This window comes from Streptomyces formicae, assembly GCF_002556545.1.
In the GTDB taxonomy this organism is placed as follows: domain Bacteria; phylum Actinomycetota; class Actinomycetes; order Streptomycetales; family Streptomycetaceae; genus Streptomyces; species Streptomyces formicae_A.
In genome coordinates this window covers 9,173,145-9,190,492 of the sequence record NZ_CP022685.1, presented here as the reverse complement: position 1 = coordinate 9,190,492, position 17,348 = coordinate 9,173,145, and the positions used below count along the sequence as shown (strand labels likewise).

The window sequence follows — 17,348 nt, the reverse complement described above, 5'->3', positions numbered from 1 at the left end:
TCCGACTCGGTCCTCTCCGAACAACCAATGGGACTCACCCATGAACCATGGGGATCCAGTTACGTGACGTTCTCAGGCGATCCCGAGTCAGGAGATCCCGAGCTCGTTGTTGATGAAATCCAAGACTTCGTCGGCGGACGCCGACTTCAGGCGGTCGCTCGCGTTGTTCTCACGCCGACCCGGGTCGAGTTCCTGCCACGCCGAGAGCAGGCTCTCCAGGCGACGGGAAATCGTGGAGTACGCGGCCTCGTCCGCCGTGACTCCGGCGAACGCCGTCTCGATCCGGGCGAGTTCGGCGAGCAACGACTCCGCCGCGGCCGGTTCCTCATCGCCTGGGGCGAGCTGCTGCCCGAGGAACTCGGCGAGGGTGTGGGGGGTGGGGTGGTCGAAGACGAGGGTGGCGGGCAGGCGCAGTCCGGTGGCGGTGGCGAGCCGGTTGCGCAGCTCGACGGCGGTGAGCGAGTCGAAGCCCAGGTCCTTGAAGGCGCGCTCGGCCTCGACCGCCGTGGCGGAGCCGTGGCCGAGGACGGCCGCGGCATGTGTCCTTACGAGATCCACCAGGTGGTTCCGGCGCTCGGGCCCGGACATCCCGGCCAGCCGCTGCGCCAGCTCCGGACCGCTGCCGGACCCCCTGGCACCCGACGCGGCCGTCGCCCGCACCCGGCCGGTGTGCGGCACCGTGAGCCCACGCGCCAGCGCGCCGACGACCTCGTTGGCCGTCCCGGAGGCCCACGCGGCGACGTCGAGCCGGGCCGTGGCGACGAGTGCTTCGTCCAGGGAGCGCGCCGCGTCGAACAGTTCGAGGCCCTGCTCCGACGGCATCGGCACGATCCCCGAGCGCGCGAGGCGGTCGAGTTCGGCCGTGTCGAGGTTTCCGGTGAGTTCGCTGGTCTGCTCCCAGTGGCCCCAGGCCAGCGACTGCCCCGGCAGGCCGAGCGCCCGTCGGTGCGCGGCCAGCGCGTCGAGATACGTGTTGGCCCCGGCGTAACCGGACTGTCCCGGGTTGCCCATGACCCCGGCGAAGGAGGAGTAGAGGACGAAGAGGGTGAGGTCGAGGTGTCGGGTGAGGTCGTGGAGGTTGAGCGCGGCGTCCACCTTCGGACGCAGCACGGCCTGGAGCCGCTCAGGGGTGAGGGAGGAGACGAGGCCGTCGTCCAGAGCACCGGCGGCGTGCACCACACCGGTCAGCGACGACCCGATCGACTCCAGCACCCCGGCGAGTGCGTCCCGGTCGGCCGCGTCGCACGCCACGATCTCCACACGCGCACCGGCCGCCGTCAGCTCCGCCGCCAACTCCCCAGCGCCCACGGCATCAGCGCCCCGGCGGCTGGTCAACACCAGGCTGCGTACGCCGTGTTGAGCCACCAGATGCCGGGCCAGCAACCCGCCGAGGGTGCCCGTACCGCCGGTGATCAACACCGTGCCGTCCACATCCAGGGGCGCGGGAATGGAGAGCACCAACTTGCCCGTGTGCCGGGCCTGACTCATGAACCGCAACGCCTCAGGCGCCCGCCGCACATCCCACACCCGCACCGGCAACGGCTCCAACACACCCTGTTCAAACAGTACTTGGAGTTCAGCTAGGAGTGCGGCGACACGGTCCGGATCCACCTGGGCCAGGTCGTACGCGTTGTAGGTGACGCCCGGATGGTCGGCGGCTACGACCTCCGGATCACGGATATCGGTCTTACCCATCTCCAGGAACCGACCACCACGCGGCAACACCCGCAACGACGCGTCCACGAACTCCTGCGCCAGCGAATCGAGCACCACATCCACACCCCGGCCACCGGTCACCCCGAGGAACTTCTCCTCGAAGTCCAGCGACCGCGACGAGGCAATGTGCGCCTCATCGAAACCCATCGACCGCAGAACATCCCACTTGCCCTCACTCGCGGTCGCGAACACCTCCGCACCCCAGTGCCGGGCCAACTGCACCGCAGCCATCCCCACACCACCCGTCGCCGCATGCACCAACACCGACTCCCCCGCCACCAACCCCGCCAGATCCGCCAACCCGAAGTAAGCGGTCAGGAACACAGCGGGGACGGCGGCGGCCTGCTCGAAGGACCAGCCTTCGGGGATACGTGTGAGCAGCCGGTGGTCGACGATCGCGACCGTCCCGAAGGCGCCCTGCGGAATCAGTCCCATCACCCGGTCACCGACCGCGAGGCCGGTCACTCCCGGGCCCACCTCGGCAACCGTGCCCGCGCCCTCGCTGCCGAGCGTCTCCTGACCGGGCACCAGGCCGAGGCTGACCACGACATCGCGGAAGTTGACCCCGGCCGCCCGCACGGACAGCCGCACCTGGCCCTCGCCGAGGGGCTCCAGCGCCTCGGGGACCGGCAACAGGGCGAGGCCCTCCAGAGTCCCCGCGTGGGTGGTGTCCAGTCGCCAGGCCGGGGAGCCGGACGGAGGCGTCAGGGAGCCGCCGGACGAGGTGGTTCGCGTCAGGCGGGGGACGAGCATCTCGCCGGAGCGGAGGGCTAGTTGAGGTTCGTCGGACGCCATGGCGGTGGCGACGGCTGTTGCCAGGTCCGTTCCGGGGACGTCCGTGCCGTCGTGGACGTAGTCAGGGTCGAGGTCGTGGTCGACCAGAAGGAAGCGGCCGGGGTTCTCCGCCTGGGCCGTCCGCACCAGACCCCACAGCGGCGCATGCACCAAGTCCGAAACGCCCTCGTCGGAACGCACGGCCACCGCACGCCGCGTCACCAGCACCAGACGCGAGCCCGAGAACCGCTCCTCGGCCAGCCAACTCTGCATCAGGTCGAGAACGTTGGCGGTGCTCGCGTGCACCGCACTCGCCGATCCCTGGTCCCCGTTTCCGTCGCGGAAGGCGAAGACCACGTCAGGGATCGGGGCGCCCGCATCCACCGCGGCAAGGAGCGACGCGAGGTCGGGGTGTGCGGTCGCGGCCGGAAGCGCCTGGACGGAGTCGCCGAGTGCGACGTGGACGAGCGTGCCCCGCTGCGCGTCGGCTACGGGGGCGAGCGGTGTCCAGTCGACGCGGAAGAGGGCGTCACGGGTCGGGTCGTCCGTCGGTCGCAACTGGTCCGGCGAAACGGCCCGCAGGACCAGGGAATCGATGGACGCCACCGCGACACCGGCCGCGTCCGCGACCACCACCGACACCGCGTCCTCACCAGCAGGAGACACCCGAACCCGAAGAGACGTCGCCCCCACCGCGTACAGAGACACCCCACCCCACGAGAAGGGCAGCCGCAGCCGCTGCGGGCCCGAGGTGTCGAGCAGCAGCAACGGATGGAGTGCCGCATCGAGGAGCGCCGGGTGGATCACGAACTTGCCTGCGTCGTCGGCCAGTTCGTCGGGCAGCGTGATGTCGGCATACATCTCGTCACCCACGCGCCAAGCAGCGGTCAGGCCCTGGAAGCCGGGGCCGTAGTCGTATCCGGCCTCCGCCACCCGCTCGTAGAAGCCCTCGACGTCTACACGCTCCGCGCCCCTCGGCGGCCAGGCCGTCAGGCCCACCGCTTCCTCGGGCGCATCCGCACGGAGCACACCGGTGGCGTGGCGCGTCCACACGGCGTCAGGCCGGTCCTCGTCGAGCCGGGAGTAGACGTCCACTTCGCAATGGCCGGTCTCGTCGGGCGCACCGACGGACAACTGCACCTGGACTCCGGCGTTCTCCGGCAGCACGAGAGGCGCTTCAAGGGTCAGTTCGTGAACCTCCTGGCAGCCGACCTCGTCGGCGGCGCGCAGCGCGAGCTCGACCAGCGCGGCACCCGGCACGAGCACCGTGCCCGCCACGGCGTGATCGGCCAACCATGGATGCGACGCCAGCGACAACCGGCCCGTCAGCAGCACCTGTCCCTCACCACCGGCCACCCGCACCGACGCGCCCAACAACGGATGCCCCGTCACACCAAGACCGAAGCCGCTCACGTCGGCGTTGGAGTGAGCGCTGGACTCCAGCCAGTAGTGCTGGTGCTGGAAGGCGTAGGTGGGGAGGTCTACGCGATGGGCCTCGGAACCGGCGTACAGAGACTGCCAGTTGACCGGCAGGCCGCGCACATAGCCTTCGGCGGCGGAGGTCAGGAAGCGTTCCGGGCCGCCTTCGTCACGACGCAAGGTCCCTTGCGCGTACGCGGTGGTGCTGCCGGTGTCCTCGAACGTCTCCCCCAGCCCGACAGTCAGGACCGGGTGAGCGCTGCACTCCACGAACGCCCCGAAGCCGTCCGCGAGGAGGCTCCTTACGGTCTGGTCGAAGCGGACCTCCTGGCGCAGGTTCGTGAACCAGTACTCCGCGTCCAACTCCGCCGTGTTCAGGAGGGACCCGGTCACCGTGGAGTAGAACGGCACCTCCGAGGCGCGCGGGCGGATGCCCCGCAACGCCGAGATCACCTCTTCGCGGATCGACTCCACCTGCGCGGAGTGGGAGGCGTAGTCCACGGCGATACGCCGGGCCCGCACACCATCCGCCTCACACGAGGACAACAGCTCATCCAACGCGTCCGGATCACCCGACACCACCGTCGAGGACGGACCATTCACCGACGCCACCGACACCCGCGCACCGAACGAGGCGATCCGCTCCCGCACAGCCTCCGCGGGCAACGCGATCGACATCATCCCGCCCTTGCCGGACAACTCCTCGGCAATCGCGGCGGCCCGCAGCGCCACCACCTTCGCCGCATCCTCCAGCGACAACGCACCCGCAACCGCAGCAGCCGCGATCTCACCCTGACTGTGACCAATCACCGCAGCGGGCTCGACACCCACCGACCGCCAGAGCTCCGCGAGCGAGACCATCACCGCCCACAACGCGCACTGCACCACCACCACGTCATCCAAAGACGGCGCACCATCCACACCCCGGACAACATCCACCACAGACCAGGCCACATACGCCCGCAGAGCCACATCACACTCACCGAGCCGCCCCGCGAACACCGGCGACGACTCCAACAACCCCGCCGCCATCCCCACCCACTGCGAACCCTGGCCGGGGAACACGAACGCCACCCGACCCGGCTCAGCAGCCGCCACACCACTCACCACACCGGCAGCAGCCTCACCCCGCTCCAGAGCCCCGAGCCCTGCCAACGCACCCTCACGGTCCGCCGCCAGCACCACACTCCGCGACTCCAACCCCGCACGCGAAGACACCAACGAGAAGCCGACATCCGCAACCGAAAGCTCCGGTCGCTCCCCGACGAACGCGGCCAAACGCCCCGCCTGTTCACGCAATGCCACCTCGGACTTCGCCGAAGTCAGCCAGGGGAGCAAGGTCGTCCGCAGAGGTGCTTCGGTCGCGGGCGCGCCGGCGGGCAGTTGCTCATCGGCTTCCTCTATGACGACGTGGGCGTTGGTACCGCTGATGCCGAAGGCGGAGATACCCGCCCGACGGGGGCGGTCGTCCGCAGACCACTCCACCGACTCGGTCAGCAGCTCCACCCCGCCCGAAGCCCAGTCCACGTGTGAGGTCGGCTCGTCCACGTGCAAGGTCCGAGGCAGTTCGCCGTGCCGCATGGCCTCGACCATTTTGATCACACCGGCCACACCCGCGGCCGCCTGCGTGTGCCCGATGTTGGACTTCACCGAACCCAGCCGCAGCGGACGATCCTCCGGGCGCCCCTGGCCATACGTCGCCAGCAGCGCCTGCGCCTCGATCGGGTCACCCAAGGTCGTGCCCGTGCCATGCGCCTCCACCGCGTCGACCTCAGCGGCCTCAAGCCCGGCATTGGCCAGCGCCGCACGAATCACCCGCTGCTGCGACGGTCCGTTCGGAGCCGTCAGACCATTGGAGGCACCATCCTGATTCACCGCAGAGCCACGAATCACCGCCAACACCGGATGACCATTGCGGCGAGCATCCGACAGGCGCTCCACCAGCAGCAGCCCCACACCCTCCGACCAACCCGCGCCATCGGCGGACGACGAGAACGCCTTGCACCGGCCGTCCACCGCCATCCCCCGCTGCCGACTGAACTCCACGAAGACCCACGGAGTGGCCATCACCGTCACACCGCCCGCGATCGCCATCGAGCACTCGCCCGTACGCAGTGCCTGCACCGCCAGGTGCAGCGCGACCAGCGAGGACGAGCACGCCGTGTCCACCGTGACCGCGGGGCCTTCGAAGCCGAAGGTGTAGGCGATGCGGCCCGAGGCGACGCTGCCCTGGGTGCTGGTGACGGCATAGCCCTCGAGGCCCTCGGGCTGGTCGGAGGTCGTGCCGTAGTCGTGGTGCATGACGCCCGCGAAGACGCCCGTCGCACTCCCCCTCAACAACCCAGGATCAATACCCGCCCGCTCAAAGACCTCCCACGACGCCTCCAACAACAAACGCTGCTGAGGATCCATCGCCAACGCCTCACGCGGCGAAATACCAAAGAACCCCGCATCAAACTCACCAGCCCCATAAAGGAACCCACCCTCACGCGCATACGACTTCCCCACCGCATCCGGATCCGGGTCATACAACCCCTCAACATCCCACCCCCGATCCCCCGGAAACACCGACACCGCATCCCCACCCGAAGCCACCAGATCCCACAAACCCTCCGGCGACACCACACCACCCGGATACCGACAAGCCATCCCCACAATCGCCACCGGCTCATCCACACCCACACCCACCGGCACCACACCCGAGCCCGAACCGGACACCACACCGGCCCGCACCCCACCCACCACCTCAGCCCGCAAAAACCCCGCCAAAGCCACCGGCGTCGGATAATCAAAAACCAACGTCGCAGGCAACCGCAGACCCGTCACACCATTCAACCGATTCCGCAACTCCACCGCCGTCAACGAATCGAACCCCAACTCCTTGAAGGGGTTGTTCATGGCGATCTGTTCGGGGTGGGGATGGCCGAGGACGGTTGCCACCTGGGCTCGCACGAGATTCAGCAGTTCGCGTTCCTGGTCGTCGTCGCTCAGCCCGTTCAGCCGCTGAGCCAGGGCCGACCCCTGTTCGGTGGCGTCCGTGGACGTCGCGGCGGCACGACGGGGGTTGCGCACCACGTCGCGGAACAGGGACCGCAGCATGCCCGCGGCCGCTTCCTGACGGAGCGTGGTCATGTCCAGGCGTACGGGGACCGTGTGCGCGTCGTCCCGCGTGACGGCCGCGTCGAAGAGTGCCAGGCCCAGTTCGGCCGACAGCGGCTGGATGCCCGATCGCCGCATCCAGGCGAGGTCATCGGTGTCCAGATGGCCGAGCAGCTCGGTGGACTGGTCCCACAGGCCCCAGCTGAGCGAGTGTGCGGCGAGCCCTTCGGCGTGCCGGTCGGCGGCCAGGGCGTCGAGGAAGGCGTTGGCCGCGGCGTAGTTGGCCTGCCCCGGATTGCCGAAGATCCCCGCCACCGACGAGAACAGCACGAAGGCGGAGAGGCCCAACTCCCGTGTCAGCTCGTGCAAGTTGACTGCCGCGTCCACCTTCGGCCGCAGTACTCCTGCCAGCTGATCAGCCGTCAGCGTCCCCACGAGCCCGTCGTCCAGCACGCCTGCCGCGTGCACCACACCGGTCAGCGACGAGCCGATCCCGGCCAGCACCTCGGCGAGCGCGTCCCGGTCCGCGGCGTCACACGCCACGATCTCCACCTCCGCACCGGCCGCGACCAACTCGGCCTCCAGCGCCTCGGCGCCTGCCGCCGCACGCCCCCGACGGCTGGTCAACACCAGCCTGCGCACGCCGTGTTCGGCCACCAGATGCCGGGCCAGCAGCCCGCCCAAGGCGCCCGTCCCACCCGTGATCAGTACCGTCCCCGACGCGTCGAACGGAGTCAGGGCGTCCTCGTCCTGACCTGTGCCCACGTGCTTGAGGCGGGGCACCAGTACCGCGCCCTCGCGCAGCGCGATCTGCGGTTCCTCGGTGGCCAGCGCCTCGGCGACGGCCGCCTCCAGGGCTGTCTCGCTGGCGTCCGTGCCATCGCTGTCGACCAGGAAGAACCGGCCGGGATTCTCGGACTGTGCCGAGCGCACCAGACCCCAGACGGCCGAGTGCGCCAGCTCGGCCACGCCCTCACCCGCGCCGGTGGAAACGGCGCCCCGGGTGACGAGGACGAGCCGCGCCTCGGCGAGTCGCTCCTCGCTCAGCCACTTCTGGAGGAACTCCAGCGCGGCCGCGGCGGATTCGTGCGTGGCAGCCGCGAACCGTCCGGGCTCGGACCCACCGGCCCAGACCGTGACCACCGTGTGCGGTGCCGGACCGGAGCCGGGCCCCGTGGCCGTGCTCCTGCCCGCGCCCCTGCCGTTCTCCGCGTCCTCCGCGTCCCGCGCCGCGATGAGCGCGTCCAGGCCCGAGACGCGGCGGGCGATCCCGGCAAGCCCCCTGGTGTCGACGTCACCGAGCAGCGTCCAGCCGCTTCCGGCCCGCGAGACGTCCGACTCCCGCATAGAGGTCGTGGAGGTCGTGGAGGTCGTGGAGGTCGCAGGGGCTACAGAGGCCGTAGGAGGCACAAAGGTCGTAGAACTCGTCGTCCGGAGAGGCGACCATTGCGTACGGAACAGCGCGCCACGCGTCACGTCCCGGCGGGCCGCCAACTGCTCGGTGGAGACGGGGCGCAGGCTCAGGGATTCGACGGTGGCCACCGGGGCGCCGCTGACGTCGAAGACCTGCACGGCGACCGCGTCGTTCGAGGTGTCGACCGGGGATATCCGCACGCGCAGCGCACCGGCCCCGACCGCATGCAGCGTGACACCGCTCCACGCGAACGGGAGGCTCACGGGAGCCGAGGGGCCCTGCTCGTCGAACCGGCTCAGGACGAGCGCGTGCAGTGCGGCGTCCAGCAGCGCGGGGTGCAGCCCGAACCGACCCGCCTCCCTAGCCTGCTCCTGCGCCAACTCGACCTCGGCGAACACCTCACCACCCAGCCGCCAAGCCGATCGCAACCCCTGAAACGCCGGACCATACCCATAACCCACATCCGCGACCCGCTCATAGAACGACCCGACATCCACCCCCTCAGCACCAACAGGCGGCCACACCCTCAGACCATCTCCAGCCGCACCACCAGCAGCCGCCAACACACCCACCGCATGCCGCGTCCACTCCCCGCCCACACCCGCCATCTCATCCGCGCGAGAGTGAATGGTGACCTCACGGGCGCCCGACCCGTCGGGCGTGCCCACCGTCACCTGTAGTTGGACCGCGCCGTCATCGGGCAGGATCAGCGGGGCTTCCAGAGTGAGTTCGTCGAGCCGGTCGCATCCGACGGATTCGGCCGCGCGCAGGGCGAGTTCGACGAATCCGGTGCCCGGCAGAAGTACGGTGTCCAAGGCGGCGTGGTCCGCCAGCCAGGGGTGTGACTTCAGGCCGACCCGGCCGGTGAAGAGCAGTTCGCCGCCGCCCGCCACGTGCACGGAGGCGCCCAGGAGCGGGTGTTCGGCCGCTTCGAGGCCGAGTCCGGCCGGGTCCGCGTGCGTGGCGCGCGCGGTCTCCAGCCAGTAGCGGTCGCGCTGGAAGGCGTACGTCGGCAGGTCGACGCGTACGTCGTCGTCGGCCGTGTCGGCGCCCCTACCGGCGTCGGCTCCGGCGAGCACCGCTTCCCAGTCGACCGGGAGACCGCGGACGTATCCCTCGGCGAGCGAGGTCAGGAACCGGCTCGGGCCGCCTTCGTCGCGGCGCAACGAGCCCACTGCCACGGCCTCGACCCCGGCGTCCTCACACGTCGCCGTCACACCCATCGTCAGGACCGGGTGCGCACTGGACTCCACGAAGTACCGGAACCCGTCGGCCAGGAGGGACCTCACCGCGCCCTCGAAGTCCACCGGACGCCGGCAGTTCTCGAACCAGTACGACGCGTCGAGATCCTCCGTATCCACCAGCCCACCGGTCACCGTCGAATAGAACGGCACCTCCGAGCGCCGGGGCCTGACGTCGGCGAACAGCTCAAGGATCCGCTCCCGCAACCGATCCACCTGCGCGCAGTGCGACGCCACGGTCGACCCGATCACCCTGGCACGCACGTCCCTCGCCTGGCATTCGGCGACGAATTCCTCCAGCGCGTCGGTATCACCGGCGACGGTCGCGGCGCCGGGACCGTTGCGCCCGGCCAGCGACAACCGACCGTCCCACCGGCCGAGACGGGCCTCGACCTCGTCAGCCGACAGCGCCACCGACGCGACGCCACCCCGGCCCACCAGTTCCTCGGCGAACAGCGCACTGCGCAACACCACGATCCGCGCGGCGTCCTCCAACGACAACGCACCCGCCACGCACGCGGCCGCGATCTCGCCCTGGCTGTGTCCCACCACCGCGGCGGGCTCCACACCCACCGACCGCCACAACCCCGCCAGGGCCACATGCACCGCGAACAGGACCGGCTGCAACACCTCGATGCGTCCCAGCGAGGGCGCACCCGCAGCTCCCCGCAGCACACCCTCCGGGGACCAGTCCACATGTGCCCGCAACGCCAGCTCACACTCGGCGAAGCGCCTCGCGAACACCGGGGAACCGTCCAGCAGCTCCACCGCCATGGACTCCCACTGCGATCCCTGCCCCGGGAACACGAAGGCGGTGCCGCCGCGTATGTCCGCAGGGCCGGTGACGAGACCGGGCTCGGGCAGTTCCCGGGCCAGGGCCGAAAGGCCGGAGAGCGCGGCTTCCCGGTCGTCGGCGAGGATCACAGCACGGTGTTCCAGGTGTGCCCGTGATGTGGCAAGGGCCCGCCCGGTGGCGGGGGACGAGAGCTCCGGCCGCTCGCCCACGAAGGCCGAGAGCCGCTCCGCCTGGGCGAGCAGCGCGTCCCGCGTCTTCGCCGAGACGATCCAGGGCACGCGTCCGCTCGCGGCGGCGAGGCCGCGGTCGTCGTCACCGTCCTCGCCCTCGCCCTCGATCACCGGTGTGGCCTCTGTCAGGAGGTCCGGGTCCGCGGGCGCGTCCTCGATGATCAGGTGTGCGTTGGTGCCGCTGATGCCGAACGACGACACACCTGCCCGTCGGGGCCGGTCGCCCCGGACCCACTCCACCGGTTCGGTGAGCAGCTCCACCGCGCCGGACGACCAGTCGATGTGCGGCGAAGGGGCGTCCACGTGGAGGCTGGTGGGCAGCGTCCCGTGCCGCATGGCGAGGACCATCTTGATGACGCCGGCCACGCCCGCCGCCGCCTGCGTGTGCCCGATGTTGGACTTGACCGAACCGAGCCTGAGCGGCCGCTCCGCGGGCCGCTCCTGGCCGTAGGTGGCGAGCAGTGCCTGCGCTTCGATCGGGTCGCCCAGCGCCGTGCCCGTACCGTGCGCCTCCACCACGTCCACGTCGGCCGCGGACATCCCCGCGTCGGCGAGCGCGGCGTGGATCACCCGCTGCTGGGAGGGGCCGTGCGGGGCGGTCAGGCCGTTGCTCGCGCCGTCCTGGTTGGTCGCGGAGCCGCGGATCACGGCCAACACCTGGTGCCCGTTGCGGCGGGCGTCCGACAGCCGCTCCACCAGCAGGGTTCCCACGCCCTCCGCCCAGCCCGTGCCGTCGGCCGAGGCCGAGAACGGCTTGCACCGGCCGTCCTTGGAGAGCGCGCCCTGGCGGCTGAGCTCCACGAACATCCCGGGCGTCGACATGATCGTCACACCACCGGCCAGCGCCATGGAGCACTCGCCCGCACGCAGCGAACGCACCGCCCAGTGCAGGGCGACCAGAGAGGACGAGCACGCCGTGTCCACGGTGATCGCCGGACCCTCCAGACCCAGGGTGTACGCGACCCGGCCCGACGCCACACTGGTGGTGCCGCCCGTCAGCCGGTGGCCGTCCACGCCCTCGGCACCGTCCTGGAGCTGCGGCCCGTATTCCTGGAACATCGCGCCGAAGAAGACGCCGGTCCGCGTGCCGCGCAGCGACTGAGGGTTGATGCCCGCGCGCTCCGCGGCCTCCCACGAGGTTTCGAGCAGCAGCCGCTGCTGAGGATCCATGGCGAGTGCCTCACGCGGCGATATGCCGAAGAACGCGGGATCGAACTCGGTCGCCCCGTCAAGGAAGCCGCCCATGCGTACGTAGCTGGTGCCACGCCGTTCGAGCTGCGGATCGTAGAGGTTCTCCAGGTCCCAGCCCCGGTCGTCGGGGAAGTCCGAGATCACGTCACGCTCTCCGGCGATGACGTCCCACAGCGCTTCCGGCGTCGCCACTCCGCCCGGAAAACGGCAGGCCATCGAGACGATGGCGATCGGCTCGTCCGCGGCCCGGGCCCCGTCCACCGCCAGCGGCGTCGCGGAACCGTGCTCCATGAGCACGCCGTGCAGGTGCTCGGCGAGCCGGTCGGGCGTCGGGTATTCGAAGAGGACGGTGGCGGGGAGCGTCAGCTCTGTTCCGTCGTTCAACGTGTTGCGCAGCTGCACCGACAGGTGTGAGTCGAAACCGAGGTCCTTGAACGTCGTCTCCGGATCGACAGCGTCCGCGGAGGCGTGACCGAGCGCGGCGGCCGCATACGTGCGGACGAGTCGCAGCACCCTGCCCCGCTGCTCGGCCGGGCTCAACCGCGCCAGCTCCGCCCGCAGGCCGGACAGGGGTTCCTCGGCAAGGGCCGCCCCGGCTTCCCCGCCTTCGACGACGATCTGCCGCCGAGGGGACGCGGCGGCGTCGGCGGGGGTCACCACGGAGTCGATCCAGTAACGCTTGCGCTGGAAGGCGTAGGTGGGGAGGTCGACGCGCCGGGCCTCGGAACCGGCGTACAGCGTCTGCCAGTTGACCGGCAGGCCACGCACGTACCCTTCGGCGGCAGAGGTCAGGAAGCGTTCCGGGCCGCCTTCGTCGCGGCGCAAGGTCCCTTGCGCGTACGCGGTGGTGCTGCCGGTGTCCTCGAACGTCTCCCCCAGCCCGACAGTCAGGACCGGATGGGCGCTGCACTCCACGAACGCCTCGAAACCGTCGGCGAGGAGGCTCCTTACGGTCTGGTCGAAGCGGACCTCCTGGCGCAGGTTCGTGAACCAGTACTCCGCGCCCAACTCCGTCGTGTCGATCACCGATCCGGTCACCGTGGAGTAGAGCGGCACTTCAGAGGCGCGCGGGCGGATGCCCTGCAAGGCGGAGATGACCTGTTCGCGGATGGACTCCACGTGCACCGAGTGCGAGGCGTAGTCCGCGGCGATCCGCCGCGCCCGCACGCCGTCCGCCTCAAGCGAGGACAACACCTCGTCCACCGTGTCCGGATCACCCGAAACCACCGTGGAGGAGGGGCCGTTGACCGAAGCCACCGAGATCCGCTCGCCCCAGGCGGCGATCCGCTCCCGTACGTCCTCCGCAGGCAGCGCGATCGACATCATCCCGCCGAGACCCGACAGACCGACAGAGATCGCCTGCGCCCGCAGCGCCACGACCTTCGCCGCGTCCTCCAGCGACAACGCACCTGCCACAGCGGCCGCCGCGATCTCACCCTGGCTATGTCCGATCACGGCGTCGGGCTCGACGCCGGTCGACCGCCACAACGCGGCCAGCGAGACCATCACCGCCCACAACGTGCACTGCACCACCACCACGTCGTCCAGAGACGGCGCGCCCTCGATCCCGCTCACCACGTCGACGACAGACCAGTCCACATAGGGGTCCAACGCCGCATCACACTCGGCAAGTCGCCCCGCGAACACCGGCGACGACTCCAACAACCCCGCAGCCATTCCCGCCCACTGCGCTCCCTGCCCCGGGAACACGAACGCCACCCGGCCCGGCTCACTCGCAGCGGCACCACTCACCACACCGGCAGCAGCCTCACCCCGCTCCAGAGCCCCGAGTCCCGCCAACGCACCCTCGCGATCCGCGGCCAGCACCACACCCCGGTGGTCCAGCACCGCACGCGAAGACACCAACGAAAGACCCACATCCGCAACCGAAAGCTCCGACCGCTCCCCTACGAACGCGGCCAAACGCCCCGCCTGCACCCGAAGCCCCGTCCGGCCCTTGCCGGAGATCACCCAGGGCAGGAGGCGGGGGGTGGGTTCGAGTACCGGCGCTTGTTCGGGTTCTGACGGTTCGGACGGTGCGGACGGGTCTTCGGGCGTGCGCCAATCGGACACCACCACATGGCAGTTGGTGCCGCCCATGCCGAAGGCGGAGACACCGGCGAGCAGCGGGTTCTCCGACTGCGGCCAGGCCGACGTGGTCCGCTGGACGCGCAGGTTGAGCTCGTCGAGGGGGATATCGGGGTTCGGCGTCTCGAAGTTGAGGCTCGCGGGCAGTTCTCGGCCCTTGATGCTGAGGATGACCTTGAGCAGGCCCGTGATGCCGGCCGCGCCCTCCAGATGGCCCACGTTGGTCTTCACGGAGCCGACCGCGAGGGGCCTTCCGGGTGTGCGGGCCGAGCCGATGACGGCGCCGAGCGCGGCGGCCTCGATGGGGTCGCCGACCTTGGTTCCCGTGCCGTGCAGTTCCACGTACTGGATGTCGTCGGGGGCGATGCCCGCCCGCTCGTGGGCCAGGCGCAGCACCTCCTCCTGGGCGAGGCGGTGCGGGGTGGTGAGCGAGGTGCCGCCGCCGTCGTTGTTGACGGCGCTGCCGCGCAGGACGCAGTGGATCCGGTCGCCGTCGGCGAGGGCCAGGGAGAGTCGCTTCAGGACGACGACCGCGCCGCCTTCGCCCCGGACGTATCCGTTCGCGCGGGCGTCGAAGGTGTAGCAGCGGCCGTCGGCGGAGAGCGCGCCGAAGCGGGCGATGCGATCGGTGGTCTCCGGGATCAGGTTGAGGTTGACGCCACCGGCGAGGGCGACGGTGCTCTCGCCGGAGCGCAGGCTCTCGCAGGCGAGGTGGACGGAGACCAGTGAGGACGACTGCCCGGTGTCCAGGGTCATGCTGGGGCCGCGAAGGCCGAGCACGTACGAGACGCGGTTCGCGATCATGCTGCGGTGCAGGCCGGTCATCGCGTGCGGGCTGCCGCTGCCCGCGCCGAGCCGGGCGGCCAGGGCGGCGTAGTCGTCGCCGATGACGCCGACGAAGACACCGGCCCGGTGACCGGTCAGGGTCTGAGGGGTGAGACCGGCCTGTTCCAGGGCCTCCCAGCCGAGTTCGAGCATGAGGCGTTGCTGGGGGTCCATGAAGATCGCCTCGCGCGGCGAGACGCCGAAGAAGCCCGGATCGAAGCGTTCGATCTGGTCGATGTCGAGGCGGGCTGCGTGCCGGGTAGGCGCGATGGCATCAGACGCGTCAACGGTGGCCTCAGGCGCGTCCGGGTCCTCGTGGGGTTCCTCGTCGGTGAACTCCCAGCGGTCGTCCGGCTGTTCGGTGATCGCGTGCTGTCCGTCGCGCAGGAGTTCCCAGAACGCCCCCGGGTCCGGAGCTCCGGGCAGGCGGCAGGAGAGGCCGATGACCGCTACGGGCTCGACCGGGCCGGTGGGCTCGCCGTCGGGCCGGGCCGAGAGAACCTTCTGAGCCTTCTTGTCCGCCAACACCTTCTCCAGAGCTCCCCGAACACCACGTAGAGACGAGAATCGAATCGCGAATGACAAAGAAATGAAGGGCGATAAAACCGGGACGGGCCGTGTCGCCGGGCAGAGTTCAGGAACCTGCGGACCCGGTGTACCGATCTCAGCAGTCGGTGCCGTCGCCTGTCGACCGGGCTTTGCCGCCGCAGGCCCCCTAGCACCCGGGAGGCACCCCCTAGGGGGTGCCTCCCGCCCCCTAGGGAACTTCTGGGGATGGCTGCGGGTCGCTCCGTGGATAAGGTGCCGGGCAACGATGGTGATTCGCGTGAAGACGGGAGCTGTTCCGTGTCCGAACCGGCTGTTTCACTCACCCCTCCTTCGACTGCCGACGGCGGCGATGAGTTGTTCTCCTGGCTGCGGAGGATGCGTGCCGAGTTTCCCGTTGTGCAGGGCAGTAATGGCAGCTGGCACGTGTTCAGGTACACCGATGTGCAGCATGTACTGACCGAGTACGCGGATTTCTCCTCCGATCCGACGGCGATTTCCCCGAAGGCGGCCGAGGTGGCCAAGGGCGACCTCGCGCAGATAGACCCGCCCGTACACCACCATCTGCGGCGTCAGATCAGCCGCGTCTTCACGCCGCGCACGGTCGCCGAACTGGAGCCGCGCATCCTGGAGATCGGCGAGGAACTGCTCGATTCGGCGGGCGACGCGGGCGAACTGGACCTGGTCCGGCAGTTGACGCATCCGCTGCCGGTCATCGTGATCGCCGAGTTGCTGGGGGTGCCCGTCGAGGACCGTCCGGTGTTCCGGCACTGGGCGGACCGGATCATCGCGGCGAAGATCGCCGGCATCGACGACCCCGAGACGTACGAACGTCTGCGCTCTGCGATCGAGGAGATGGACTACTACCTGGAGGGCATGCTCGATGAGCGCCGCGCCCGGCCGGGGAACGACCTGCTCAGCAAGATGGTGAGCAGCGAGCTCGACGGCGAGCGCATCACGGGCGCCGAGGCGGTGAACTTCGCTCGGCTGCTGCTGATCGCGGGGCACATCACGACCACCATGATGCTCAGCAGCTCCGTGCTCTCGTTCGACGAGAACCCCGGGGCCCCGGCCGAGCTGCGCGCGGACCGGTCGCTCATCCCCGCGGCGGTCGAGGAAGTGATGCGCTATCGGCCGCCGTTCACCATCACCGCGCGGTACACCACGAAGGATGTGGAGCTGTCGGGGGCGACCATTCCGGAACGGTCCATCGTCATTCCCTGGCTGGTTTCGGCGAACCGCGACGAGCGGCAGTTCACGGATCCGGATGTCTTCGACATTCATCGTACGCAGAACCCGCATCTCGCCTTCGGCAAGGGAATTCACTTCTGCATCGGCGCTCCGCTGGCCCGCCTTGAGGGAAAGGTCGCCCTGAACCTCCTCTTCGACCGCTACGCGGACGTGCGGCTCAACCGGGACGTCCCCCTCGGTTTCTACGAGCAGAACTTCTTCGGCGTGAAATCGCTGCCGGTCTTCGTGAAGCCCGCCTGAACCGCATCACTTGTCGCGTCACATACGTCAGCCATCGCGTGGAGTTCCGGAGATCACATGCCCGACGAAGAACTGGCAAAGCAGCTCATCCTCGACCACTGCCGGAAGATCAACGAAGGCGATGTGGACGGGCTGCTCAAGCTCTATGCCGAGGATTGCTGCTTCGAGGATCCGGTCGGCAACGGAAAGCAGTACGGTTTGCACGCGCTGAGTCAGCGTGCCGCCGCCGCGATATTCTCCGGGGCCTATGAGGACGCGGGCTCACCGGTGGCGTCCAAGGACGGCTGGGCCGCGGTCCCCATGGTTTCGACGTTCAACTACCTTCCCCTCGCGGGGCCCGCGATGACCGAGAGCGGCCTCCTTCCGCCGCATCCGCCCGAGGACCCGGAGAACAAGATGATCCGGGTCAACATCGTGATGGTCATCCACGTCAACGACGACGGTCTGGTCGATCGGATGCAGGCCTTCTACGGCAAGGGCGACGCGAGCGTCGTCGCCCGGACCTGACACCTCGTCCG

3 protein-coding genes are annotated in these 17,348 nt (G+C 69.7%); 2 read left to right on the top strand and 1 reads right to left on the bottom strand.

Annotated features, from left to right (window positions below):
* Positions 1–87 precede the first annotated feature (87 nt).
* Positions 88–15,318, bottom strand: coding sequence for a type I polyketide synthase (locus KY5_RS39565; RefSeq protein WP_098247796.1), 15,231 nt, complete (start codon positions 15,316–15,318; stop codon positions 88–90).
* Between the two features lie 249 nt (positions 15,319–15,567).
* On the opposite strand from KY5_RS39565, the gene KY5_RS39560 reads away from it, so the two are divergent.
* Positions 15,568–16,830: a cytochrome P450 gene (locus KY5_RS39560; protein WP_098246713.1), complete on the top strand. Its 1,263-nt coding sequence runs from the start codon at positions 15,568–15,570 to the stop codon at positions 16,828–16,830.
* A 57-nt stretch (positions 16,831–16,887) separates the two neighbouring features.
* Positions 16,888–17,337, top strand: coding sequence for a nuclear transport factor 2 family protein (locus KY5_RS39555; RefSeq protein WP_098246712.1), 450 nt, complete (start codon positions 16,888–16,890; stop codon positions 17,335–17,337).
* Positions 17,338–17,348 lie beyond the last annotated feature (11 nt).